General features: G+C 43.5%; 17 protein-coding genes and 5 tRNA genes. 14 read left to right on the top strand and 8 right to left on the bottom strand.

The genetic code is table 11. From position 1 onward, the window contains the following. Positions 1-242: 242 nt before the first annotated feature. Both ACAY30_RS07635 and ACAY30_RS07630 read left to right on the top strand, forming a co-directional pair. Positions 243-2444 carry a winged helix-turn-helix domain-containing protein gene (locus ACAY30_RS07635; RefSeq protein ID WP_290251965.1) on the top strand — a complete coding sequence of 734 codons (2202 nt, stop codon included), beginning with the start codon at positions 243-245 and terminating at the stop codon, positions 2442-2444. 106 nt (positions 2445-2550) lie between these two features. Continuing rightward, positions 2551-2814 (top strand): hypothetical protein, encoded by a 264-nt coding sequence (locus ACAY30_RS07630; protein ID WP_290251964.1) that lies wholly within the window; start codon positions 2551-2553, stop codon positions 2812-2814. Positions 2815-2971: 157 nt separating this feature from the next. On the opposite strand, the gene ACAY30_RS07625 is transcribed toward ACAY30_RS07630, so the two are convergent. Continuing rightward, the gene (locus ACAY30_RS07625; protein WP_290251963.1) at positions 2972-3319 is read right to left on the bottom strand and encodes a DUF3718 domain-containing protein; all 348 of its coding nucleotides are present in this window, start codon (positions 3317-3319) and stop codon (positions 2972-2974) included. Between the two features lie 493 nt (positions 3320-3812). Here ACAY30_RS07625 and ACAY30_RS07620 point away from each other — a divergent pair, with 493 nt between their 5' ends. The 4 genes from ACAY30_RS07620 (at position 3813) to ACAY30_RS07605 (ending at position 10501) form a co-directional block, all read left to right on the top strand. Continuing rightward, positions 3813-4898: an isoaspartyl peptidase/L-asparaginase family protein gene (locus ACAY30_RS07620; protein WP_290251962.1), complete on the top strand. Its 1086-nt coding sequence runs from the start codon at positions 3813-3815 to the stop codon at positions 4896-4898. A gap of 217 nt (positions 4899-5115) precedes the next feature. Beyond that, on the top strand, positions 5116-5535 hold the full coding sequence (locus ACAY30_RS07615; protein ID WP_290251961.1) for a CBS domain-containing protein: 420 nt from the start codon (positions 5116-5118) through the stop codon (positions 5533-5535). Positions 5536-6070: 535 nt separating this feature from the next. After that, positions 6071-9955 carry an ATP-dependent RNA helicase HrpA gene (gene hrpA / locus ACAY30_RS07610; RefSeq protein WP_290251995.1) on the top strand — a complete coding sequence of 1295 codons (3885 nt, stop codon included), beginning with the start codon at positions 6071-6073 and terminating at the stop codon, positions 9953-9955. Positions 9956-10186: 231 nt separating this feature from the next. Beyond that, positions 10187-10501, top strand: coding sequence for a PilZ domain-containing protein (locus ACAY30_RS07605; protein WP_290251960.1), 315 nt, complete (start codon positions 10187-10189; stop codon positions 10499-10501). A 223-nt stretch (positions 10502-10724) separates the two neighbouring features. Here the strand turns inward: ACAY30_RS07605 and ACAY30_RS07600 are convergent, their stop codons facing one another. After that, positions 10725-11915, bottom strand: a complete 1191-nt coding sequence (locus tag ACAY30_RS07600; protein WP_290251959.1) for a class I SAM-dependent methyltransferase — start codon at positions 11913-11915, stop codon at positions 10725-10727. 98 nt (positions 11916-12013) lie between these two features. On the opposite strand from ACAY30_RS07600, the gene ACAY30_RS07595 reads away from it, so the two are divergent. Further along, positions 12014-12283 (top strand): acylphosphatase, encoded by a 270-nt coding sequence (locus tag ACAY30_RS07595; protein ID WP_290251958.1) that lies wholly within the window; start codon positions 12014-12016, stop codon positions 12281-12283. A 42-nt stretch (positions 12284-12325) separates the two neighbouring features. Then, positions 12326-13297 carry an NAD(P)H-quinone oxidoreductase gene (locus ACAY30_RS07590; RefSeq protein ID WP_290251957.1) on the top strand — a complete coding sequence of 324 codons (972 nt, stop codon included), beginning with the start codon at positions 12326-12328 and terminating at the stop codon, positions 13295-13297. Positions 13298-13311: 14 nt separating this feature from the next. Here ACAY30_RS07590 and ACAY30_RS07585 read toward each other — a convergent pair whose 3' ends face one another. Then, entirely contained in the window at positions 13312-13575 is a 264-nt protein-coding gene (locus ACAY30_RS07585) for a DUF1653 domain-containing protein (protein WP_290251956.1), read from the bottom strand. 365 nt (positions 13576-13940) lie between these two features. On the opposite strand from ACAY30_RS07585, the gene ACAY30_RS07580 reads away from it, so the two are divergent. Then, the gene (locus tag ACAY30_RS07580) at positions 13941-14501 is read left to right on the top strand and encodes a hypothetical protein (RefSeq protein ID WP_290251955.1); all 561 of its coding nucleotides are present in this window, start codon (positions 13941-13943) and stop codon (positions 14499-14501) included. Between the two features lie 456 nt (positions 14502-14957). Here ACAY30_RS07580 and ACAY30_RS07575 read toward each other — a convergent pair. From ACAY30_RS07575 to ACAY30_RS07555, 5 genes are all read right to left on the bottom strand, one after another. Beyond that, positions 14958-15034 (bottom strand) — tRNA-Met (locus ACAY30_RS07575). Between the two features lie 163 nt (positions 15035-15197). After that, positions 15198-15274 (bottom strand) — tRNA-Met (locus ACAY30_RS07570). Between the two features lie 259 nt (positions 15275-15533). Then, positions 15534-15610, bottom strand: a tRNA-Met gene (locus ACAY30_RS07565). A gap of 163 nt (positions 15611-15773) precedes the next feature. Next, positions 15774-15850, bottom strand: a tRNA-Met gene (locus ACAY30_RS07560). Between the two features lie 105 nt (positions 15851-15955). Next, a tRNA-Met gene (locus ACAY30_RS07555) sits at positions 15956-16032 on the bottom strand. A 394-nt stretch (positions 16033-16426) separates the two neighbouring features. Between ACAY30_RS07555 and rlmKL the strand changes: the two genes are divergently transcribed. The 5 genes from rlmKL (at position 16427) to ACAY30_RS07530 (ending at position 23555) form a co-directional block, all read left to right on the top strand. After that, positions 16427-18553, top strand: a complete 2127-nt coding sequence (gene rlmKL / locus ACAY30_RS07550) for a bifunctional 23S rRNA (guanine(2069)-N(7))-methyltransferase RlmK/23S rRNA (guanine(2445)-N(2))-methyltransferase RlmL (protein ID WP_290251954.1) — start codon at positions 16427-16429, stop codon at positions 18551-18553. Between the two features lie 10 nt (positions 18554-18563). Beyond that, positions 18564-18809: a glutaredoxin family protein gene (locus tag ACAY30_RS07545; RefSeq protein WP_290251953.1), complete on the top strand. Its 246-nt coding sequence runs from the start codon at positions 18564-18566 to the stop codon at positions 18807-18809. Then, entirely contained in the window at positions 18796-20718 is a 1923-nt protein-coding gene (locus tag ACAY30_RS07540) for an ABC transporter ATP-binding protein (RefSeq protein WP_290251952.1), read from the top strand. The genes ACAY30_RS07545 and ACAY30_RS07540 overlap by 14 nt, the downstream gene beginning before the upstream one ends. Continuing rightward, positions 20715-22499 carry a DUF3466 family protein gene (locus ACAY30_RS07535; RefSeq protein WP_290251951.1) on the top strand — a complete coding sequence of 595 codons (1785 nt, stop codon included), beginning with the start codon at positions 20715-20717 and terminating at the stop codon, positions 22497-22499. The genes ACAY30_RS07540 and ACAY30_RS07535 overlap by 4 nt, the downstream gene beginning before the upstream one ends. Before the next feature lie 483 nt (positions 22500-22982). After that, positions 22983-23555, top strand: coding sequence for a hypothetical protein (locus tag ACAY30_RS07530; RefSeq protein ID WP_290251950.1), 573 nt, complete (start codon positions 22983-22985; stop codon positions 23553-23555). The last annotated feature ends 119 nt before the right edge of the window (positions 23556-23674 follow it).

Raw genomic sequence — 23674 nt, 5'->3', positions numbered from 1 at the left:
TTGCAAATCGCAACGTTAACTTAGCCCAGATAAAAAGAGCAATATAGCGGCATAACGTCTAAAATTAGACAGGCTAGTTGCGATGAACAGGCGATGGTAGCTCGTTGTTTAACGATACACATTGCCTTTGAATATTCGCCTAGTGATTGGCTACTGCGCTTTGTTTTAGGGGTATGCTGTCGCTGCTGCGATCAGCTTGTAAGGTCTTACATTGCGCGAAGCTTTAAGCTAAAGGGTGCAATGTGAAATCAAATGGACAGCCATTAGTGTTAGATCAATGGATTGTTCTTCACGATAAATCAGTTATTCAAAAAGGGGATCTTGTTGTTCACCTCGAGCCCAAGATCATGGATGTGCTGGTTTATATGTTGCAAAATGCCAATCGGGTTATCTCTCGAGAGGAGTTAACCGAACAAGTATGGCAATCGAGCTATACCTCTGATGAGGTGATCACTCGCGCTATATCCGTGTTGCGTAAAAAATTGGGTGACACGGCAAAAGTTCATAAATACATTAAAACCATTCCCAAGCACGGCTATATCTTAGAGCTCCCCGAAACCGAACCTCAAGCGTCGGTTGAACAGCTGTTATCCGCCGACAATACTAAGCCTTTGTCAACTAAATTCATTATCTATAGCGCGCTTATAATGACCATCGCCATTGTCGTGTTATTTGTGTTACTAACAGTAGAAACGCTGTCTGAGCGGACCGATACGCCCATTGCGTCTGCTAAAGTGAGTAAAATCAATCTCAAAATAGATACCTTCTCGTCTATAGATCAGCAACCTAGCACCGCGATGGTTGCCAATGTGTTGTCACAACGCTTGTTATCGACACTGAGTAATTCGAATACGGCGAATGTGGTTGTTGACTCTGACTCATTGGTTGATTTGTCGGGAGCAAACGTTGATTTTATTATTCGCGGTGGTGTGCAACAAGTGGGCGAGGAATATCACGTTACCGTCTATTTCATTAACGCCGATAATGGCGATGTGCTTTGGAGTCAATCCTTTGCCGGCGACCAGCAAGCGTATCACACCTTAGTTAACAACGTCAGTCAAACCCTTGATCACTTTGTTTATGTAGCGGTCATCGACAAGCTTGATTTATCCCATGTATCGTTGAAAACGCTACAAGCAGCTATGTTGCGTCACGAGGCGCGACAATTGCGCCGCTCCTACAGTACCGATAATTTGGCTACGGCGAAAACGCTTCTCGAAAACGCGGTGTTAACATATCCGAACGAGTGGTTTTTGTACTCCGAATTAGCGTGGACATACATGTTGAGTTGGCCACAAATGGACGCTAATGCACAGCGACGGGTGCAACAATTACTCGATACATTAACCGTTAATGGTTATCAAGATGGTACTGCTGTTGCGGCCCAGAGCCTATACGATTTTCGCTTTCAAGGCGCGAGTTTGGCAACGACAATACAGCAATTAGAATCGGCCATTGCATTGCAAACCAACCCCATAGAGCTACAAATCTACACAGCAACTTTATACCGAGCTAACGGTGAACATCAGCAGGCGGTGAATTTACTACAAACCGTTCTCGAAAGTGACAGTGAGCATGCTAACGCCATGTATCAATGGGCTACCCTGCAAAGCCAACTGGGTAATTCTATCACCGCTATCGGCTTGTTAGATGAATATTTAAAACGGCATCCTAATGAATCACAACTGCATCAACTATTGATGCAGTTGTATGTCGATACGGGTAAATTTAGTCATGCTCTTATCCATCAAAATAGGCTTAATGAGCAGCAAATTTCACCGCGGATCACTGCGCTAGCCGCAGACAGTTATTACTACTTGCAACGATTCTCGCAAGCAAAAGCTCATTATCAACTAGACAATGACACGCTGTCACCACCGATGGTGCTTAGTAAACAATGCAGGGATTCGTTGCGCAATCACAGCGCAGCAGATGCGACGTCAGTTTGTAAAGAACTCGAACAATTAGGCGAAGCAAAAGGGCGATTGTTATACGCGAGGGCTTTATTACTGGCTGGCGAATATGAGGCTACGGTAGAACAATTCGCGCCCTTGTTCAACACAGATGACGATAGTGATGGCCGTGCCGACAAAACACTTGTCAGTGATAGGGTCGATTACATTTACGCCTTGTCTAAGGCCGGCCAGAAGCAAGCGGCACAGCGGTTGGCTCGAGAGCTGTTGGTTACGTTAACTGAACAAAATAGAATGGGCTACTTGGGCTACGGTGTTAGTGATGTGATCCTGTTACTGATTGATGAGCGTTTTAATGAAGCCGGTGATGCATTTGCTGCGGCCTTAAATGACGGTTGGCTACACTGGTTTGATCCTCGATACGGCGGGCCTCACCCTGGCTTGATGCCATTGCAGCAAGACAGTCGCTTTGAACAGTGGCAACACTACATTGAGGTCGCTCTAGATCAACAACGAAATAAATTAAACTAAGCAATTCACGGGCATTTAATCGAGGCACCGTGCGAGAAGTATGTTTATTCGAAGCGAGCGAGCAGTAACAAAGAGACAGTAGCTCGCAGACAAATCCGATACTCCCATGCCATATCCTAAACACGCTGCGACAGCGTTTATTGTCCATGTTATCGCGTATTACTTACATTACTCACTCATTGGCAATGAGGTTAGGCAGGCGACCAAAGCCTTTGTGGTTGTTGGTAAATTTGTGGTTGTTGGTAAATTTGTGGTTGTTGGTAAATTTGTGGTTGTTGGTAAATTTGTGGTTGTTGGTAAATTTGTGGTTTTTGGTAAAATAGTGGCGCAAAGATGTTTGCATCTGTGGGTGTTGCGAAGTCGGCTTTGACAAGGTGATAATGTGTATATCGGTTGTAAATTCTCGCGCATGTAGTTAGCGACACAATAGACTGAAATAGTCTGAATTCGAATACATTATCACCTTAATTGTCTATGCCTTATCGTCTGATCTATTGATCATCGTGTTGCGTTAGAATACAGCGGGTTTAAAAGTTGACGTAATAACGTTGTGTTTTATTGTCAGCAACGTCTTCAATGCTCACATCACCTAACGCGTCATTTAAACGATCTGCCGTTTTATATGCGCCGTGCGTGGCTGCAAAATCAGCAATGTTCTCTCCATTACATACCACTTTCAAAGCGACCGTTTCGGTTTTCAGGCGATAGCTATCAACGGCCTTGCCAAAGCGAATGGTGTTGTTAGATTGAGCAGCTTTACACACGTCAATCAAGGCATTTTCCATATAACTCGACATGGCATTTGCGTTGGCCGGCGTAACGGCTAGAGCACTAGACAACGCCGCTGTACTAAGTAATAAAGTAAACTTGTTCATGATAGGTTTCCTCTACATATAACTCGACTGGTAGTTCGTTATGTCGTTGAGGTTAAATAACCAGTAACTATTTATTGTGTGGTTTTTGTTGTTGTTCAATGTGCTCCGACGACTCTTTCATTAAAGCGTGATTTGGCTTATAAAACCTGATGAAAAGCTGATGGAAACATGAGATATATATACTTTAAAAGTTAGATAACAATGAGTTAGCTATTAAATTAGCTAAGATGTGGGGGAAACATATTTATTAAACGAAAAACCTATTAGCTTTATATCTATATGAATTATATCGACGTACACGGGCCCCAATCGGTTGCCCTATACCAACGCGTATTCGCTGTGTTGACGTAATCGCTTTAAAGCTGAACTTAGCAAATGTTTCAACAAGCACATACTTGCAGGGCGATTGGCGAGCGGTCGTGAACTTGGTTAAAACGTGATAACCTAATTGTTGTTCAACACAATTTTAACAACAATGGAACCACACTTAGATATGAACAGAACACCAAAATTTAATCGCTTAACTAAGCTTGTAACAACCTCATTTGTACTGATCAGTAGTTGTGTAACCTCACCGCTTTCATTTGCTCAAAACAGTGCATCTGATCAAACACCGCGCTACGCTATTGCCATACACGGTGGTGCAGGCGTGATAGAACAAGAAAACTTTACCGAACAACAGCTAATTGCCTATAAAGGTACATTAAAAAGTGCCATTGATAGCGGTTATGCGATACTAGAAGCCGGTGGGGCGAGTAGCGAGGCGGTTATTGCGGCCATTCAAGTGTTGGAAGCATCTCCCTTGTTTAACGCCGGCCGAGGCGCGGTATATAATTTTGATGGGGTACACGAGCTCGACGCCTCAATTATGGATGGACGCACACTACAAGCAGGTGCCGTAAGTGGCGTGCGTAACGTCAAGAGTCCCATTGCGCTAGCCAATGCGGTAAAAAATAATTCGGTACACGTGATGTTAAGTGGTGAAGGGGCAGAGCAGTTCGCCGCGGAGCAAGGCTTGGAGCAAGTGGACAATAGTTACTTCAATACCGAACGCCGCTATCAACAACTGCAACAAGTAAAACAAAAATTGGCCGCTGATGGCCACCGTCAGCAAGATTATATGGCGGCTCATCACTCACTTTCACCTGAGCATAAGACGGGTACAGTGGGCGCGGTTGCTATCGACCAACAGGGCAATTTAGCTGCAGGCACCTCAACTGGCGGCATGACCGCAAAGCGCTTTGGACGCATTGGTGATACCCCCATCATCGGAGCGGGGACCTACGCCAATAACGCGTCGTGTGCGGTGTCGGCAACCGGTCATGGCGAGTATTTTATCCGTTATCACGTCGCCGCTGATATTTGTGCCAGGGTACAGTATCAGGGGATCTCGCTAGCGGAAGCTGCCCATACAGTGATCAACGATGTACTGGTTGAAGCCGGTGGCAGTGGCGGCATTATCGCTATTGATAAGCAGGCCAATATTGTTATGCCTTTTAACTCTAAAGGCATGTACCGAGCCTCTCGCCGTCAAGGCGAACAGACTCAGGTGGCGATTTTTAAAGAGCCGATACGCTAACACCGACGACGTTGATCCCAGCACCGAACACCGCGCGTTGAGTTGGCTTTTTACCCTCTTGGCGGCGGTGCTTGATCGCTAATTTACATCGCGGTTAATAAGTGCTAGGTGATTAACAGATAAGTGATTTTTTAGCATAAAAATCACCTTGAAGATTAAGTATTTTTAAATATTAGTCTACGCTAAAAGTAAGCAACATGAATATTAGAGGTAAGCAATGGAGTCATTAAAGGTAATAGACTATCTCAATGCGCATCCAGTGGTACTGCGCCCACAAATGCCGATTGAGGAAGCCAGTGAAATGCTCACCCGTAGTGGCCAACTCGGTGCTCCGGTATTGGATATCAACGGGGCGTTGGTAGGTTTTTTATCTGAATCAGATATTTTAAAAAAAATACTGGAAACTGGCTATTACCGCGAGCATTGTTACGAGGTAGAAAATGTCATGACCAAACAGGTGCTGACGGTCAAGCCATATGACAGTATTGTTGAACTCGCCCAGACGATGCTACTGCAGAAACCCAAGTTATACCCCGTTATTGATGACGAGGGACGCGTTATAGGTATTATTAGCCGCAGTAATGTGTTAACTGCGATTGATCGCCACATTAAATCGATATACCGACAGAAGGCCTAAACCTTGAGCCTGACGTCGGACAGATTGTCATATTGCCGGCTAGGCTTTAATCGCACGCTACGTTAGTTGAACGTTCATTGTCGATGACACGAGGATTGCGGAGCATAGCCGCGTCTTTTTGTGCCGATTTGGTGGGCACTATTACAAGACATAAAAGGCAGTGCTTATGGTGTGTGGTTACAGTATATCGATAGGTAATAGTGCAGTAAAATGAATCTGTTCAATAATCACAGTGCTAGGTATTGGTTTATTCGATTCGGTTACTGTTACTGTATTCACCTATGAACTATTGTCTCTTTGTTACTGCTGGTGCAAATCTCATAACCATACATATTACACTGTACCTCGATTAAATCCCTTTTAAATAGAAAAAAAAGTTATACCACATAGAACAACTAACCTTAACAGCCTGACTGGGTCAAGACACCACCACATTTTGCCTAACAGAGAGCCAATACTCACATAGGCATCGACGCGATAACCTGTTAAAATCGTCGAAAATATTGTGACGGTTCATTTCGGAAGCTTCGTGTCGGTGACATTACAACAAACATTAACAACACTTCAAAAGCGCTTAACCGCGACTCGTTTATGCGATCGATTTTTATTAAAACGACGCCTGCAGGGGATTGCTAAAATAACTAAGCCCGAAAAACAACAGGCGGTAATACAATCCGTTGAGATGGCGATTACACGCTCCATTGAGTTAAAAGCGAGCTTACAACAACAGTGTCCTGAGGTGAACTATCCAGAACCATTGCCTGTTTCACAAGCAGTCGACGATCTGAAAACTGTCATTGCCGATAATCAGGTGGTGATCATTGCCGGTGAAACGGGTTCGGGTAAGACCACGCAGATCCCGAAAATTTGCCTTGAATTAGGGCGCGGCATAGAAGGATTTATCGGTCATACACAGCCGCGTAGAATTGCAGCCCGAACGGTGGCATCGCGCATCGCAGAAGAGTTGGACGTCAGCCTTGGCCAAGAAGTCGGCTATAAGGTGCGCTTTTCTGATCAAGTGTCGGATAACACCTACATTAAACTGATGACTGATGGTATCTTGCTCGCTGAAATGCAACGGGATAAGCTACTACGTCAATACGATACCTTGATTATTGACGAAGCCCATGAACGCAGTCTCAATATCGATTTCATTTTGGGGTATATCAAGCGAATTTTACCGAAACGCCCTGATCTGAAAGTGATTATTACTTCTGCCACGATTGATCCAGAGCGTTTTTCAAAACACTTTAATAATGCGCCAATCGTCGAAGTGTCGGGTCGTACATACCCAGTTGATATTCACTATCGTCCACTAGATGAGGTTGACGGCGATTACGTTGAAGGGATCATCGCTGCCGTCGATGAGTTGTCCGCACTGCCGCTTGGCGATATTCTCGTTTTTCTCAACGGTGAACGAGAAATTCGCGATGTAATGTCAGCCTTAGAAAAACAGAATTATCGCGATACGCAGGTCTTACCGTTGTTTTCTCGACTTAGTGTCGCAGAGCAAAATCGCATCTTCGCGCCACATCGAGGTCGAAATATCGTTTTGGCCACCAACGTTGCTGAAACCTCGCTAACTGTACCGGGAATACGCTATGTCATCGATCCCGGCACGGCGCGTATATCGCGTTACAGTTATCGCACTAAGGTTCAGCGCTTGCCAATAGAACCAATATCACAAGCCAGTGCGAATCAGCGGTCTGGACGATGTGGCCGTGTTGCGGCGGGTGTTTGTATACGCCTGTACTCAGAGCAAGACTTCCTCGGTCGCCCAGAGTTTACCGACCCAGAAATTCTTCGCACCAATCTGGCGACAGTTATTTTGCAGATGTTGGCGCTTGGACTTGGCAAGATTGAAGAGTTTGAGTTTGTTCAGGCACCAGATCAACGCAACATTAATGATGGTATGCGTTTGCTCGAAGAGTTGGCGGCGATTAATACCGATGATATTCAACGGGTCTCATTAACCAACACTGGGCGTCAACTGGCGCTGTTTGCGGTTGATCCTCGGCTCGCGAAAATGATGCTGAGTGGCATCGAGAACGGCTGCGCCAAGCAGGTGGCAATTATCGTAGCGGGTTTGAGTATCCAAGATCCTCGAGAACGGCCGATGGACAAACAGCAAGCGGCGGATCAACAACACACTCGCTTTAAAGACAAAACATCTGACTTTGTCAGTTTACTCAACTTGTATCAGTACGTTGAGCAACAACAAAAACAGTTGAGTAATAATCAATTTCGAACCTTGTGTAAGCGGGAGTTTCTCAGCTATGTGCGCATTCGTGAATGGCAAGATATTATCGCTCAATTAAAGCAAACCTGCAAAGAGCAAAATTGGCTGTTTAGCTCGTTAGATATGGAGCTAGCGAACAGCAGCGAACGCATTCATCAAGCGCTTCTCTCAGGCTTGTTAAGCCATATTGGTAATCTCGATGAGAACCGTGAATACAAAGGTGCGCGCAATAGTCGATTTTATATTTTTCCCGGCTCTGGTCTAGCGAAGAAAACGCCTAAATGGCTTATGGCAGCGGAGCTGGTTGAAACCAGTCGTTTATTTGCTCGAATGTGCGCCAAAATAGAACCACACTGGCTCGAGCCAATAGCTCAGCACTTGTTTAAATATCAATACAGTGAGCCTCATTGGGATAAAAAGCAGGGCCAAGCAATGGCTTATGAGCAAGTCAGCTTATACGGCTTAGTAGTCGTGCCCAAGCGCAAGGTAGCATTTGCCAAGATAGATCCGCAAACCAGCCGCGAATTGATGATCTTAGAAGGTCTGGTCCATGGCGATATTCAACTCAAAGCTGAGTTTTTTAAACACAACCAAGACTTAGTTAGAAAAATACAAGTACTTGAAGATAAAGCCAGACGAAGAGACTTTTTGGTTGACGAACAAGTGTTATGTGATTTTTATCAACAACACATTGCCGATCACGTGGTGAACCAAGCGGGTCTGTTGAAATGGTATAATCGCGAGGTCAAAAACAACCGCCAATTGTTAAAGTTTGACCAACAGCTGCTGCTTAATAACGAACAACAACTCAAAGCAAACGATTACCCGACAACGTGGCAACAAGATAAGTTAACCCTGCCTTTATCTTACCATTTTGAGCCTGGGAGCGATGACGACGGGGTCAGCGTGACCATCGCTATTTCGATGTTGAATCAAGTTGAAGATAGAGGTTTCGAATGGTTGATCCCAGCAATGCGTTTGGAGTTAATCACCGCATTGATCCGCTCTTTGCCGAAACAACTTCGCAAAAATTTTGTTCCCGCCCCCAACTACGCACAAGCTTGTTTTGATGCAATTAATATTGAACAGGGACCGTTAGACGAGTCGTTGCGACGACACTTACTACGCATGTCTGGCGTTCGTTTACCAGACGATTGCTTTGACTTTAGAGCGTTAGAGCCGCATTTGCGGATGAATTTTAAAATTTGCGACAACAAGGGCAAGTTAGTTACCCAGGGGCGTTGTTTAACCACCTTGCAAGAACAGTTACAAGGCAAGGTGAAGCAGTCTATCGCAGCCGTTGCCGAGCAAGGTATTGAGCGCGACCACATTAGCGAATGGGATTTCAATGTCTTACCGCGTTCGTATGAAAAGAAGGTGTCGAATATTCGCATCCAAGCCTTCCCCGCATTGGTAGACAAGGGGGCAGATGTTGCCATAGAACTGTTTGAAGACCAACAGCGGGCTGAGCAGGCGATGCTCAGAGGCGCGACGCGACTAATTTTACTGAATATTCCCTCGCCGGTGAAATACTTGGAGAAAAATTTACCCAATAAGGCCAAACTCGGTTTGTATTTTAACCCGTTTGGCAAGGTCTCTGATCTTTTGGATGATTGCATTCTTGCTTGTGCGACCGATTTGTTAAGTCGCAATGAACTGGTACCTTATCGTCAGCAAGACTATGACAAAGCGCGTGATTTTGTCCGCGCTGAAATCGCCGATCATGTGTTGCAAACAGCCATTAAACTTGAGCGTGTACTGCTATTGCGTCACGATATCGCCAAGCAGTTAAAAGGCAGTGTGGCACTGACTATGATCCAAGCCCACGCCGATATCAAAACGCAATTAAATAACATGGTTTACAAAGGATTCGTAAGTAACAGTGGGGTCAATCGTCTCGATGATATACTGCGGTATTTGCAAGCGATTGTGCGTCGCTTGGAAAAGTTACCGGTAGACCCCAACGCCGATCGTTTAAAAATGTTAGATGTTGCCAAGGCGCAAGCGCTGTATGATGATTTATTGGCAAAGCAACCTAAAAATAAACTGGTCGATGATGCTATCCTCGATATAAGATGGATGATTGAAGAGTTTCGAGTCAGTGTTTTTGCTCAAAATATTGGTACCTCAATGCCGGTGTCGTTGAAGCGCATTAAACTGAAAATCGCGGAATTCGCCTAGGTACAGATACCGCGATAAACGCGCTGCATATGCAGGGGGCAAATTGAGTTAGGTGGTCGTTGCTACCGGATTAAAACCAATATAAAAACTGTGGTTAATTGACTCGCTTTGCGCTAACATCTAATTAACAAAAGGCTCATGTGTGCGCCACATAACACATTGTCGAGCACTGGTCTTATCGGCAATGGCAAAATGGCGTCGACCGGCGTTAGTTAAGATGACAGAGGCTATATGGAAGTAAAAAAACAAGACTTTGATGATCACAGAACGTGTTTTCGCACGCTGATGAATCAGCAAATTATTATCACTTTGGTTGATCAAGAGTCAAGCGTTGAGACGGTTGCGAACTGCCGGGATATCAGTGATAACGGATTAGCGGTCGAAATAAACCACCCAGTAGATATCGGCACCTTGTTGAAAATACAATTAGATAATGACGACCAAATGTCGATACCGCTGATCGATTGTCAAGGCAGAGTGATCCGTTGTGAGCAAGAGTCGGATACTGTATTTCTGTTAGCTGTGGAACTCATTGATAGTCAATAAACACGTCCCAGTATGTGGTTGTTTGATTCGTTTACAAGGTATTTTGCCATTGTTGCCGACCTTTGGTTTGGAATACTCTTACCTCTCGCGCCGCGCTTGGATAAAATCGCTTTTAATGCGAACAAAATCTGTATCAAAAAGATCAACAGGCTTTAGGCTCTGTTGATCTTTTATGGATGTTTTTAACGCGTTTATTCAATTTGGTTTCTAGGGTTATATACCACTAGTCAATTTGGCATATCAAACCTTTGAGGTAATAGCCTTCGGGGTAACTTAAGGCAATAGGGTGGTCGGCCGCTTGCTGCAGGCGTTCAATAATTTTCCCTTCGCGTCTTGCATCGAGTGCTGCATCAGCGACAATTTTTTGAAACAAGCCCGCATCCATTAAACCTGAACATGAAAAAGTAAATAAATATCCACCTGGTTTGAGCAACTGCATCGCAAGCATATTGATATCTTTGTAGCCTCGACACGCGCCTTTGAGTTGTGCCTTTGATTCTGCAAATTTAGGCGGGTCAAGAATAATCATATCATATTGCTTGCCTTCGTCGCGGTAGCGTCGCAATAACTTGAATACATCGTCTTTGATAAAGCGTATGTTGTCGCTATCGAAGCCATTTAGTTGATGGTTTTGCTTAGCCAAATCAAGGGCCGTCGCCGATACGTCTACGTTATCTACTGACTTGGCGCCCGCGTTAGCACAGTGCAAAGAAAAGGTACCCGTATAGCAAAAACAGTTGAGAATCTCCTTGTCTTTTGCATAGCGGCCAGTGGCAAAGCGCGAATCGCGTTGGTCTAAGTAAAAACCGGTTTTATGGCCTTTTTCAACATCTACCTTAATTTTCAGGCCGTGCTCTAATATTTCGGTTTCAGTCGACGCGAGCGGTTCACTTACCCAGCCCTTACTTAGCTCTAAGCCTTCTTTTTTACGCACATCAACGTCTGACCTGTCGTAGATGCTGGCATTGGGATAGAGCGTCTCAAGTGCGCTTAGGATGTGGTAACGATGAAATTCGGCTCCCGCACTTAGTAATTGACAGCTGATAATGTCGTTATAAACGTCAATGGTAATGCCGGGTAAATAGTCTGATTCTCCTGCGATCAATCGATAGCCCGTTAAGCCGCCATCGGCGATGGTTTTTTGTCGTGTTAGCTTGGCTTTTTCGATTCGGCGCAGGAAAAAGTCGGCATCAATCGGTTCATTTTGATCAAAACTCCATACTCGCACACGAATTTGTGAATTTGGTGACCACGCGCCTTTTGCAATCCAGTTTCCTTTACTATCATATATGTCAATGGTCTCACCACTCATCGGTTTACCAATCACTTTTTGAATGGCCTTAGAAAAAATCCATGGGTGGCGGCGCAGTAGAGATTTTTCTCTTCCCGGATTTAACAAAATTCGTGCAGACATACTATATTTTCTTAAGTAGGTAAAAGTGCACTGATTGTAAACAAAGACTCTTGTTTTCACAATTTTACTTTCAGGCGAAAATAACAAAAGGATAAAAAATGAGAGTTTGTTATATTGCGAAAGTGACTGGCGAAGTACAAGGAGTATATTTTCGTTCGAGCGCACAGTCGCAAGCAATTGATTTATCTTTAGCAGGTTACGCTCATAACCAAGACGACGGTAGTGTCGAAATAATGGTTTGTGGTGAAGAATCCAACGTTATGCAAATGTTAGAGTGGATTAAAGAAGGCCCCCCCGATGCACATGTAGAAAACGTGACAATCGAAGCAACCCATTTACGCGATATTAATCATTTCGCGGTCGGGTAAATTGGGGTAGAGTATTGGTAAATTGGTCACTTTGTAAATAGTGTGAAATACATACGCAGTTTAAACAATCACCCATTGTCCTTCGCCGATACCGACAAGCCATCACTATCGTCACAACAGTGTTTGATTAAAGTCCGTGCGATCGGTGTAAATCGAGCAGATCTGTTACAGCGAGACGGCAAATATCCGCCTCCTAAAGGCGAGTCTGATATTTTAGGCATAGAAGTCAGTGGTGATGTCATAGCACTAGGCTCTGATGTTGATTCGATTAAGATTGGTGACCGAGTTTGTGGGTTAGTTGCAGGTGGTGGTTACGCACAATACGTAGCAATGCATCAAGGACACATGATCCCGTTGCCGCCACACTTTAGTTATGAGCAGGGTGCCGCATTAAGTGAAGTATTCCTCACGGCATATCAAAGCTTGTTTACCATTGGCCATATAATCCCTGAGCAATCGGTGCTAATTCACGGTGGTGCCAGTGGTGTTGGTAGTGCGGCGATAAAACTGGCCAAAGCGATGGGGGCGACTGTGACGGTAACGGTTGGCAACGAGCAAAAGGCACAGGCTTGTGCCCAGTTTGGCGCCGACCACGTAATTCCTTACCGTCAACAATGCTTTGTTGAGTGGAGTAAAGCACATAACCCTAAAGGATTCGACGTTATTGTTGATATCGTCTCAGGCTCCTACCTAAACAAAAACATATCGATATTAGCGCTTGATGGCTGCATAGTTATTTTGTCAATGCTTGGCGGTCGTTATAGCGAGCCAGTTGATATTGCAAAACTGTTGCAAAAGCGCGCGAGGATTGAGGCATCAACCTTGCGAAATCGTTCGGATCAATACAAAACGCAGTTGGTTAAAGATTTTACAGAGCAGTTTTTTTCTGCGCTGTGTGACGGTAGCATCGAGCCAGTTATTGACCAAGTATTTGACTGGTCACATGCCGATGAAGCGCATCAGGCAATGGCAGCAAATAAAAATATTGGAAAATATATTTTGCGAGTCACCTAATATCACTCCCACCTTTAATCGTCTTTACTCGCGTTACCAGTGTCGATGTTCTCGCCTAAAAACGTGAAACGCTTGAATATTTTTCCATCGCGCTCAATGGTTTCGTCGAACATTGATAGCGGTCGGATCCAAACATCCATATCGCCGTATTGCGGTTGATAAACGACAAAATACTGTTCGGTTTCACTGTCTTTAGCAAGGTGTAAGACGCGATATATATTCCCCTTAAAATGTCGATAAAAACCGAGCTTGATTAACTTTGATGTTTGCTTATTCATATGTCGATCCAAAAATTTAGTATTTTGTGTTATTGGCAAGCGGTAACAGCGATAAAAATACAGCAACTGTTGTTGATCCGATTGTACGTCAATGTAACTTAGATGCGATAATACTTTCTGCTAACCAATCTACTCCTTGGTTACCTATAGCTCTTTAATGCAGCGTGCTCGCATTCGGCTGTTTTACATTCTAACCTCTAGCTACCATACTTTTCACAGCGTTTTATCGTCTATCAACACGGATAATTGATTAATATTAACCATGAACTGCAGTTGTTTGTGAAATCGATTGGCAGTTTGCGGGCAAAATTAACGACTAAAGAGCGCTGATATTTATCGTTTATTATTTACTTAGGAGCATTAAAATGCACAATGTTACTCGATTAGGGATGTTGTTAACTGCTTACTTTGTAGGCACCTCGTTCAGCGTCGCCGAAGACTCGATATTAGATAAAATTAGCCGAGCAAAATCGGCTGCACCAGCACAAATAAGTGATAACGCAACTATTATTGACACTGACGGTACGGTCTTACAAAAAGGTAGTAATGAATGGACCTGCCTACCTGATACACTACCCGGTGACAAAGCCCCAATGTGTAATGATGCCACATGGATGGCAATGATGAATGCGATTGCCAATAAACAACCGTTTAAAGCGGACAAAATCGGCATATCTTATATGCTCCAGGGAGAGCCTAGTGGTTCAGGTGTCAGTAACTCTACTCCTTATCACGCAGATCACGGCGCTGCCGATGACTACGTTGAGACCGGACCGCATATTATGATCATCGTTCCCAAAGCATTGTTACAACACATTACGAGCGATCCTCGTGTTGGAGGACCGTATGTCATGTGGGGAGATACCGATTACGCCCATATCATGATCCCAACGTCGCTTGATGGTAAGCACATTGTAACAAAATAGGTTAATCGCAACGATCGGTAATTCATCTGACGTTTATTGTAAGCACAGTGAGACAGCGGTGTTAATGATAAGCGTGAACTGGCTCTGTTGTCGTGCCAACGCACCGACGACATAGTCAAGTATTAGGTTGTCATTAAAGTATGTAGGGGAAGCTCTGATAAATAGCTGGTTGCGGGAGCCTGTTCTTGTATTAGCGAACCGACGCTTGAGTCGACAAATGAAGAAATGATGAGTTATTTTTAACGCGGCGTTTTTAAGACAATTGGTTGCGGGAGCCTGTTCTTGTATTAGCGAACCGACGCTTGAGTCGACAAATAAAGAAATGATCAGTTATTTTTAACGGGCGTTCTTAAGAAAATTTGTTGCGTGAGCCTGTTCTTGTATTAGCGAACCGACGCTTGAGTCGACAAATGAAGAAATGATGAGATATTTTTAACGGGGCGTATTTAAGAAAATTGGTTGCGGGAGCCGGATTTGAACCGACGACCTTCGGGTTATGAGCCCGACGAGCTACCAGGCTGCTCCATCCCGCGTCCGAATGAGTTTTATAAGAGTTTATAAAACAAAGCCTTAAACGTTTTAATTCTGTTTAAAAGAATTTGTTGCGGGAGCCTGTTCTTGTATTAGCGAACTGACGACCTCGTCAACATATCGGCGTCTTATTAATCGTGTCTATGCAAACACTGTTAATAAAATTGGTTGCGGGAGCCGGATTTGAACCGACGACCTTCGGGTTATGAGCCCGACGAGCTACCAGGCTGCTCCATCCCGCGTCCGATGTGTTTTATATTTGATTATAAAACAAAGCCTTAAACGTTTTAATTCTGTTTAAAAGAATTTGTTGCGGGAGCCTGTTCTTGTATTAGCGAACTGACGACCTCGTCAACATATCGGCGCCTTATTAATCGTGTCTATGTAAACACTGTTAATAAAATTTGTTGCGGGAGCCTGTTCTTGTATTAGCGAACTGACGACCTCGTCAACATATCGGCGTTTTATTAATCGTGTCTATGCAAACACTGATAATAAAATTGGTTGCGGGAGCCGGATTTGAACCGACGACCTTCGGGTTATGAGCCCGACGAGCTACCAGGCTGCTCCATCCCGCGTCCGAATGTGTTTTATAAATGCTTATAAAACAAAGCCTTAGAAGTTTTAATTCATTCTATAAGAATTTGTTGCGGTAGCCCGTTCTTGTATTAGCGAACTGACGACCTCGTCAACATATCGGCGTTTTATTAATCGTGTCTATGCAAACACTGTTAATAAAATTGGTTGCGGGAGCCGGATTTGAACCGACGACCTTCGGGTTATGAGCCCGACGAGCTACCAGGCTGCTCCATCCCGCGTCCGAATGACCTACAACAGAGTAGGTAAGCCAGTAAAGAGGTTTTTCTTCCCCTTACTAAGGAAGGTTTTCAGATATCCAAACAACTGTGTATAAATAAAATAGTTGGTTGCGGGAGCCGGATTTGAACCGACGACCTTCGGGTTATGAGCCCGACGAGCTACCAGGCTGCTCCATCCCGCGCCTGAAAACGAAGCGTACTATAAGGATTGGCGTTGTTAATTGCAAGCACTAATCAGTAATTTTTAGTAACTTAATGGCATTCGCTGATTATTTATCCGAAACTAGCAGAATCGGTGAACAATGTTGTTTGTCCAGCTTATTATAATCGTAAAGCCAAGTATTGGATCAACTCACGAGCCAGTAATATAGGCTTGCATTTTAACGACAATGTAACCAATTAGCATTATATAGGTTGTTGGCATTAGTAATGCCCTGAAAATGTTAAGTGGCAGAGGATTACCAACGACTCGCCAATTGGTAATAAGCTTGGGGCCGTAAAAAATAATGGCAGATCAAGTAACAAGTCGAGGAACAATCCTTTATAATTCACCCATCTTTGTGTTTGGATATCTTTATGAATCAATTCTTAGCTCTTACATCGTTTGGAATAGAGCAACTGTTAGCCGATGAGTTAAAGCAGTTGGATGCAAGTGATGTGGTACAAAAGCCAGAAGGCGTTTACTTTTCGTCAACGTTGGAGAACGCTTATCTTATTTGTTTGCGAACCCGTTTAGCCAGTCGTGTGTTATTAGCTATTTCAGAGCCGGTACCGATAAAGAATAAAGACGACCTGTACAACGCCGCATCAGCTATAACTTGGCCAAACCACTTTAGCGCTGAAAAAAGCTTTGCCGTAGATTTTGTCGGAAAGAACCAAGCCATTCGCGATTCCCAATTTGGCGCATTGACGGTAAAGGATGCGATAGTAGATAGCTTTCGTGATCAGGGACAGGTTCGACCCAATGTTGAAAAATTTCAGCCTGATGTGCGATTTCAGGCGAGGTTATTGCGCAACGCGGTGACGTTTTATCTGGATTTCTCTGGCCGTTCACTATTTGCTCGGGGGTATCGCGATAACACTGGGGCGGCGCCAATAAAAGAAAACCTAGCTGCAGCCATGGTGATTCGTTCAGGCTGGTTAAACGATATCAATCAACCGTTGATAGATCCGATGTGTGGCTCAGGCACCTTGTTAATTGAAGCCATTTCGATGGCAGCGGGGCTTTCACCTGGTGTCGATAGAAAATATTGGGGTTTTGAAGGGTGGCAACAGCACGACGCAGAGTTGTTTAACAGCCTACTTGAAAGCGAAGGCCAAGCAAATCAACAACGCTTAACGGACTGTGACATCAAAGTGTATGGCTTTGACAGTGATCAGCGGGTATTAAAAACGGCTCGTATCAATGCCAAAAATGCCGAACTTAGCGACTTCATTGAATTTAAACCTGGCCGTGCAGAAAATCTTGTCAATCCATTCAAGGCAACGGGGCATATACTATTTAACCCTCCATACGGTGAACGGTTGGGGTCATTACCCGAGCTCGTTTCCACCTTTACAGAGCTTGGTAAGTTGTTTAAGCAACGCTTTTTAGGTTGGCATGTAGCATTAATTACCTCCAACATTGAGATGTTAGCGTTATTAAAATTGGCAAGTCATAAGCGTTATAAATTCAAAAACGGTCCACTCGATTGCCAAATGGCGCTTTATCATATTGATCAAGCTCAAATTGAACGCACACCCGAGGTAAGCATTAGCGATAAAGACGATAATGCATTTGCCAATAGACTTCGAAAAAACATTAAAACCATGAAGTCATGGTTAAAGCAACACAACGTTAACTGTTATCGAATTTATGATGCCGATATTCCAGAATACAACGTTGCAGTGGATATTTATGACGATCACCTGGTGATATTTGAATATGCACCACCCAAAAGTATCGATGCCAAAAAGGCCTCGGAACGCTTACAAGAGGTGATCTATTTTGCACCGAGAGTACTTGACGTTTCTGCCGATAAAGTTGTGGTAAAAGTAAGAGCCAAACAAAAAGGTAAGAATCAGTACCAAGCCTTGAATAAAGCAAAGAAAACCTTGGTGGTAAGAGAATACAACGCGTTATTGAAAGTGAATCTATGGGATTACCTCGATACCGGCTTGTTTCTGGATCATCGTAAAACACGCCAATTGGTAGCGAAAAAGTCGAAAGGTAAACGGGTACTGAATCTATTTGCTTATACGGGTTCAGTATCGGTACAAGCGGCTTTAGCGGGGGCTGAAGCCGTTACCACAGTAGATATGTCGAAAACCTACTTAGAGTGGGCCAAAGATAACTTTGAGCTAAATGGTTTACGCGGTCATAAGTACCAGTTTATTCAGGCTGATTGTTTAGCGTGGTTGGCTGAAAATAACCAACAATTTGATTTGGTGTTTATTGATCCGCCAACTTTCTCAAACTCTAAACGGATGACAAACACCTTTGACGTTCAACGCGATCATATCGAGACACTTGTCATGGCAATGAAAGCCGTTGCGCCTGGGGGCGAGTTGATTTTCACCAACAACAAGCGCAATTTTAAAATGGACTTTGACGCATTGGCAGCGCATGGTTTGCAGGCCAAAGAGTTAAGTGCGCAAACGTTGGATATTGACTTTAAACGCAATAAACACATTCACAATAGCTGGTCTATTACTCGTCAATAAGGATCGTGTAGTGACAAAAACAAAGCCTTATTTGCTGTACGGCACCGAAGGTTGCCATTTGTGCGACGAAGCAGCTGCGTTGTGCGATATGTTGATTAAAGGTCAATACCAGAGTGTTGATATTGTTGATGATCAACAACTGGTGTCGCTATACTCGACGAGTATTCCGGTACTTGAGCATCGCGCCAGCCATATTGCGCTATATTGGCCATTTGATTTTATCCAATTACAAGAGTTTATAAGTGGAACTAATTAGAATAACCAATGCTGAACTCGCGTTTGGCGAAGACAAAATTTTAGACAATGCGCTTATGCGTATTAAGCGCGGTGAACGAGTGTGTCTCGTTGGACGCAATGGCGCTGGTAAGTCGTCATTACTCAAAGTTATCAACCAATCGGTGCACCTCGATGATGGCGAGTTGGTGTTTTCAAACGATATCCGCGTGGCCATGCTCGCTCAAGATCCTCCAAAAAGTTGTCAGCAGAGCATCTTTGATTTTGTCGCAGCCGGCTTAAAACAAAATGCCGAGTTAATACAAGCGTACCACCAATGTTTAACCATAGTGGAGCAGCAACCGAGTGAAGAGAACTTAGCTAAATTGGCAGGTGTTCAACAAAAGCTCGAACAAAACAACGCGTGGCAAGACGAGCAGCGTATCGAGCAGGTATTGAGCAAACTGAAGCTAAATGGTCAGCAATCGGTAAGTGAATTATCTGGTGGTTGGCTACGCAAAATCGCTCTGGCAAAAGCACTGGTTACCAACCCCGATGTTTTGTTGCTCGACGAACCGACCAACCACCTTGATATTGATAGTGTGCTTTGGTTAGAAAATTTTTTGTTGGGTTTTCACGGGACTATCGTGTTCATTTCGCATGATCGGGCATTTATACGATCGCTCGCTACGCGTATTGTTGATTTAGACCGCGGTGTACTCAAGAGTTATCCGGGTGACTACGATACCTATTTAGAGCAAAAACAACACGACTTGCAGGTTGAAGAACAACAAAACCAATTGTTTGATAAAAAACTAGCCGAAGAAGAGACCTGGATTCGACAGGGTATTAAAGCTCGGCGAACACGTAATGAAGGTCGAGTTCGAGCGCTTGAAAAATTGCGATTAGAACGCAAAGCGAGACGAGATATTCGCAGCCAAGGAGACATGACCGTTGCACAATCAGAGCGCAGTGGTAAATTGGTATTCGAATGTGAGTCTTTGGCGATAGAATTTGCCAACAAACAGGTGATTCGCGATCTTAATTTGTTGATCAGTCGAGGTGATCGCATCGCCTTAATTGGCGCAAATGGTACCGGCAAATCGACATTACTCAAGTTAATTACCGAACAAATTAAGCCTACATCTGGCAAAATGCGCTTGGGGGTTAATTTGGATATTGCTTATTTTGATCAATATCGCGAGCAATTGGATGTTGATCAAACCGTTGCCGATGCTGTTTCTGACGGTAAGCAAGAAGTTACCGTAAATGGTAAAACACGCCATGTGTTAGGTTATTTACAAGACTTTTTGTTCAGTCCGAAGCGGTCTAGGACACCAGTTAGAGCGCTGTCGGGTGGAGAACGCAATCGCTTGCTGTTGGCTAAGTTGTTTTTGAAACAGAGTAATTTACTTATTTTGGACGAGCCAACCAATGATTTGGATATTGAAACACTTGAATTGTTGGAAGTGGTTGTTGCCAACTACCCAGGTACGGTACTATTGGTTAGTCATGACAGGGACTTTGTTAATAACTGCGTAAACAGTTGCTTGTATTTTGATGGCAGTGGCCATATCGCTGAGATCGTCGGCGGTTATAGCGACGTTGAACAATATTTGGCAATGCGTGCGGAACAAAAGCAGACGAAGGCCGTCAAAGACAAAGTTAATACGAATTCGTCGGGACAAAAGTCAGCGAGCGGACAAAAAAAGCAAAATAAGCTTTCATATAAAGATAAACGCGAGTTAGAATCGTTACCGTCATTATTAGAAAAATTAGAAAATACCATTGAAACATTGCAACAACAGGTCAATGAACCTGATTTTTTTGCTCAAGAGAGCCAAGTAACGCAATCGGTATTACAGCAGTTGCAACAATCAGAGGATGAATTTGAACGCGCTTTTGATCGTTGGCAAGAATTAGAAGAATTTCAAGAGAAAAGCAGTAAATGAAAAACTTGATTAAATCCGCCATTGCATTGAGCGTTGTAAGCGCAATGTCTAGTAGTTTTGCTGAAGAAGCCGTATCGTATACGATCAGTGAATACAGCGGTCTGGACAATATTAAAAATACCTATGCGATTGAGCAAACCAATATTGGTCAAACGCTTATCGTCGGACAAACCTCGTATAATTTCCCTGTTCAGTTTGACTATTTAGACGAGGATGATTTTGATCGTATTGTTCGTCTAGCAGAGCGCGATCACGAGGCGGTATTTGAATTATACGAAATTGATGAGCAGGCTGAAGAGCAATTGCGAGCGGGTAACCCAGATGCCAATGCGCTATCTTGGACTATTCGCTATTTGCGTACCGCCGGAGGTAGTGAAAATCAACGCATTGGCGATACCTTTGTTTATCGCTACGACGAAAATAGCAAACAAGCATTTGAGCTTCCGGTATTTGATAGCGCCTTCCCCGAGACAGGTCAATTAACTCGTTCAACCGTTGATAGCGCTCAAGGGATGACCGACGACGGCTGGGTATTTGGCTTTTCTAGTGCACCGTATTTGCCATTGGAGCCGTTTGATGATGATGGCGAAGAAGAAATTCACTGGTACCGCGAATTTGATCAACGCGGTTGGATAAGCTTTGACGGTGAGACGGTTATAGAGTTGCCACCTGCCGAGGCCAAGTACGGTGGTTTATCTGCGATTTACGATGTTAATAGTAACCGTGTCGCTGTGGGTACCTCATCGGTTGCGTTAAGCAGTAGAACCCTTGACGACATTGAGAAGGAAGATGATTACTGTTTAACAGACAATCTTATCAATGACATACCTTTGGAGATTTGTATTCAAAATCGCCGTCGTCAATTGTATTACTCGAATGCGTTTTTGTGGGAAATGAATGAGCAGGGTGAGATTGTTAATACGGTCGATTTAGGCACGGGTATTGTTAACCCCAATGAAGAGGATGAACGCGCGTTCGTCAGCGCAGCAACGGCCATTAACGACGATGGCGTGATCGTTGGTTTTTCCGATTTTTGGTGGGACGAGGACGAAACTGAGCCAAGCAAAACTGAGCGCAAAGGACAATTTGCTGCCGTTTTTAAAGATGGTGAGGTTATTCAATTCACCGATCGCGATGAATATTTTGAGTCACGAGCCTTAGACATTAATAACGCAGGTATGTTTACCGGCTACATGTATGCCTATATCAACGGCAAGCCTAGAACCAAGTTTTTCTATGCAGACGCAAATAGCGACGTGATTACCCCTGTTTTTCCTGAAGATTTTTTTAAGGGCTCAGCCAGCTATCCTCACGCAATCAACGATAATAACATAATCGTTGGTGAAGGCGAGGTAGAGGATTTTGTTGACAGTTCGGAGTTTCCGCGTCGTCGACATGGCTTTTTATACGATATTGGCAATGCTCAGTTTTATAATGTAAACCAATTTTTAAGCTGTGAAGACCAAGCCAAATACGTTATTGTTGAAGCCAAAGATATCAACGAGCGCAATGAAATATTGGCTACAGCTTGGGTGAGAAAGCCGAAGTTAGATTCCCAAGGACAACCGTTTTCAATTGATGGCGAGATTGTTGAGGGCGCTGAAGAAGACGTGTTGCGCGTAGTTGTACTAAAACCGACAGGATCGACATTTAGCGTCAATGATTGTCGAGAAGACTTAGGCGAAACCATTGAACGTCAAGGTGCGTCGATGTCGTGGTCATTGTGGTTACTGGCTTTGTTTGGCTTTGGTGCTCGCCAACTTCGCACAAAAAATTTGTAATTACTATCAGTGGTATGTTGGCTTTAGAAAACCAATACACCGTTTAGCCGATGCTGAGTAATGTTTAATAATATAGATTAAAACAAACGGCTAGCAATACAGCGTAAACGAAAAATAGTGATACAGCCACTGCGGCTGATATTTTATAAGGGATCTAGGATACTAGATCCCTTTTTTGTTTTTTTTTATTTAAATCAGTAAATGAAAAGAGGCCGCGCCAATAAATAGATGGTTGCGGATACGACACTTACTCAAAAGTTATACACCTAATAATCCACCTGACCTCAAAGAAAGAAATACATGCGGTCAATATCTAAAGCTCGTAAAACAAAAATGAGACTTGATTGAGCTTGCATTCGAATGACAGACGAATACACATTTGCATCGGTCGCAGTTATAACGTAAGTTATTGATTAATATTCAGTAACTGACAGCTTCTGTGAGCGAACAGCGGAAGTTGAACAACAAAGTAGGGAAAGCGTTATGAATATAAAACATTTATTATTGATAATTGTTTGTACAGTCTTATTTAGTTGTGGAGGGGATGAGTCTGTAAAAAAAGAACCAAAATATCAATTAGTGGTATTTTGGGATAATTATGCTTTTGGTGGACAGCATGTTGGAATGTATTTAACTGATGATGGTTCTCTCTATTCTTTTGTCAATAACACCCGGTTGCCTAATTATGATGGTATTTTTTCAGGCGAAACTTATGATGAAACTTATATTGATGAGTTAATTGGTGACGATCCATTCTTGCTTGAAGTAATTGACCAAGAAACTTTTAATAAGTTAATCAATACTAAAAATAATGTCCAAATGAGTGACATTAGTGACGAAGAACATAGATGTTACGATACTGGAAGAATCTTATACGCTACTTTTGAATATGACGCTAAAAAAGAGGTGTACTCTCCAATAGTGTTAGAAGAAAAAGGAGATTGGGCACGGCAAAACAACTCTTCAAGTGCTATGGAACTATCGAGTTGGTTGAACTCTAAATTAAAAGAGTACCAGCTAATTCCCCCAGATATTTTAGATTATTGTAAATTTTGATTTATAAGAGTTCACTGACTGCTGTTGGCACGTTTGGCCTGTCGGTTAAACAGCGTAAGTTATTGATTAATAGTCAGTAGCAAACGGCTGCTGTGAGCGATAAGCAGAAGTTGGTTACG

It is taken from the genome of Thalassotalea ponticola, assembly GCF_041379045.1.
GTDB classification, from domain to species: Bacteria; Pseudomonadota; Gammaproteobacteria; order Enterobacterales; family Alteromonadaceae; genus Thalassotalea_A; species Thalassotalea_A ponticola.
This window is presented reverse-complemented; position numbering and strand designations above follow the sequence as displayed.

What these genes read in the sequence shown, in the direction of transcription:
- ACAY30_RS07620 (WP_290251962.1), top strand. Translation starts at nt 3,813, where the DNA reads ATGAACAGAACACCAAAATTTAATCGCTTAACTAAGCTTGTAACAACC.
- ACAY30_RS07530 (WP_290251950.1), top strand. Translation starts at nt 22,983, where the DNA reads ATGAATATAAAACATTTATTATTGATAATTGTTTGTACAGTCTTATTT.
- ACAY30_RS07615 (WP_290251961.1), top strand. Translation starts at nt 5,116, where the DNA reads ATGGAGTCATTAAAGGTAATAGACTATCTCAATGCGCATCCAGTGGTA.
- ACAY30_RS07585 (WP_290251956.1), bottom strand. Translation starts at nt 13,575, where the DNA reads ATGAATAAGCAAACATCAAAGTTAATCAAGCTCGGTTTTTATCGACAT.
- ACAY30_RS07580 (WP_290251955.1), top strand. Translation starts at nt 13,941, where the DNA reads ATGCACAATGTTACTCGATTAGGGATGTTGTTAACTGCTTACTTTGTA.
- ACAY30_RS07605 (WP_290251960.1), top strand. Translation starts at nt 10,187, where the DNA reads ATGGAAGTAAAAAAACAAGACTTTGATGATCACAGAACGTGTTTTCGC.
- ACAY30_RS07595 (WP_290251958.1), top strand. Translation starts at nt 12,014, where the DNA reads ATGAGAGTTTGTTATATTGCGAAAGTGACTGGCGAAGTACAAGGAGTA.
- ACAY30_RS07600 (WP_290251959.1), bottom strand. Translation starts at nt 11,915, where the DNA reads ATGTCTGCACGAATTTTGTTAAATCCGGGAAGAGAAAAATCTCTACTG.
- ACAY30_RS07535 (WP_290251951.1), top strand. Translation starts at nt 20,715, where the DNA reads ATGAAAAACTTGATTAAATCCGCCATTGCATTGAGCGTTGTAAGCGCA.
- ACAY30_RS07625 (WP_290251963.1), bottom strand. Translation starts at nt 3,319, where the DNA reads ATGAACAAGTTTACTTTATTACTTAGTACAGCGGCGTTGTCTAGTGCT.
- ACAY30_RS07630 (WP_290251964.1), top strand. Translation starts at nt 2,551, where the DNA reads ATGCCATATCCTAAACACGCTGCGACAGCGTTTATTGTCCATGTTATC.
- rlmKL (WP_290251954.1), top strand. Translation starts at nt 16,427, where the DNA reads ATGAATCAATTCTTAGCTCTTACATCGTTTGGAATAGAGCAACTGTTA.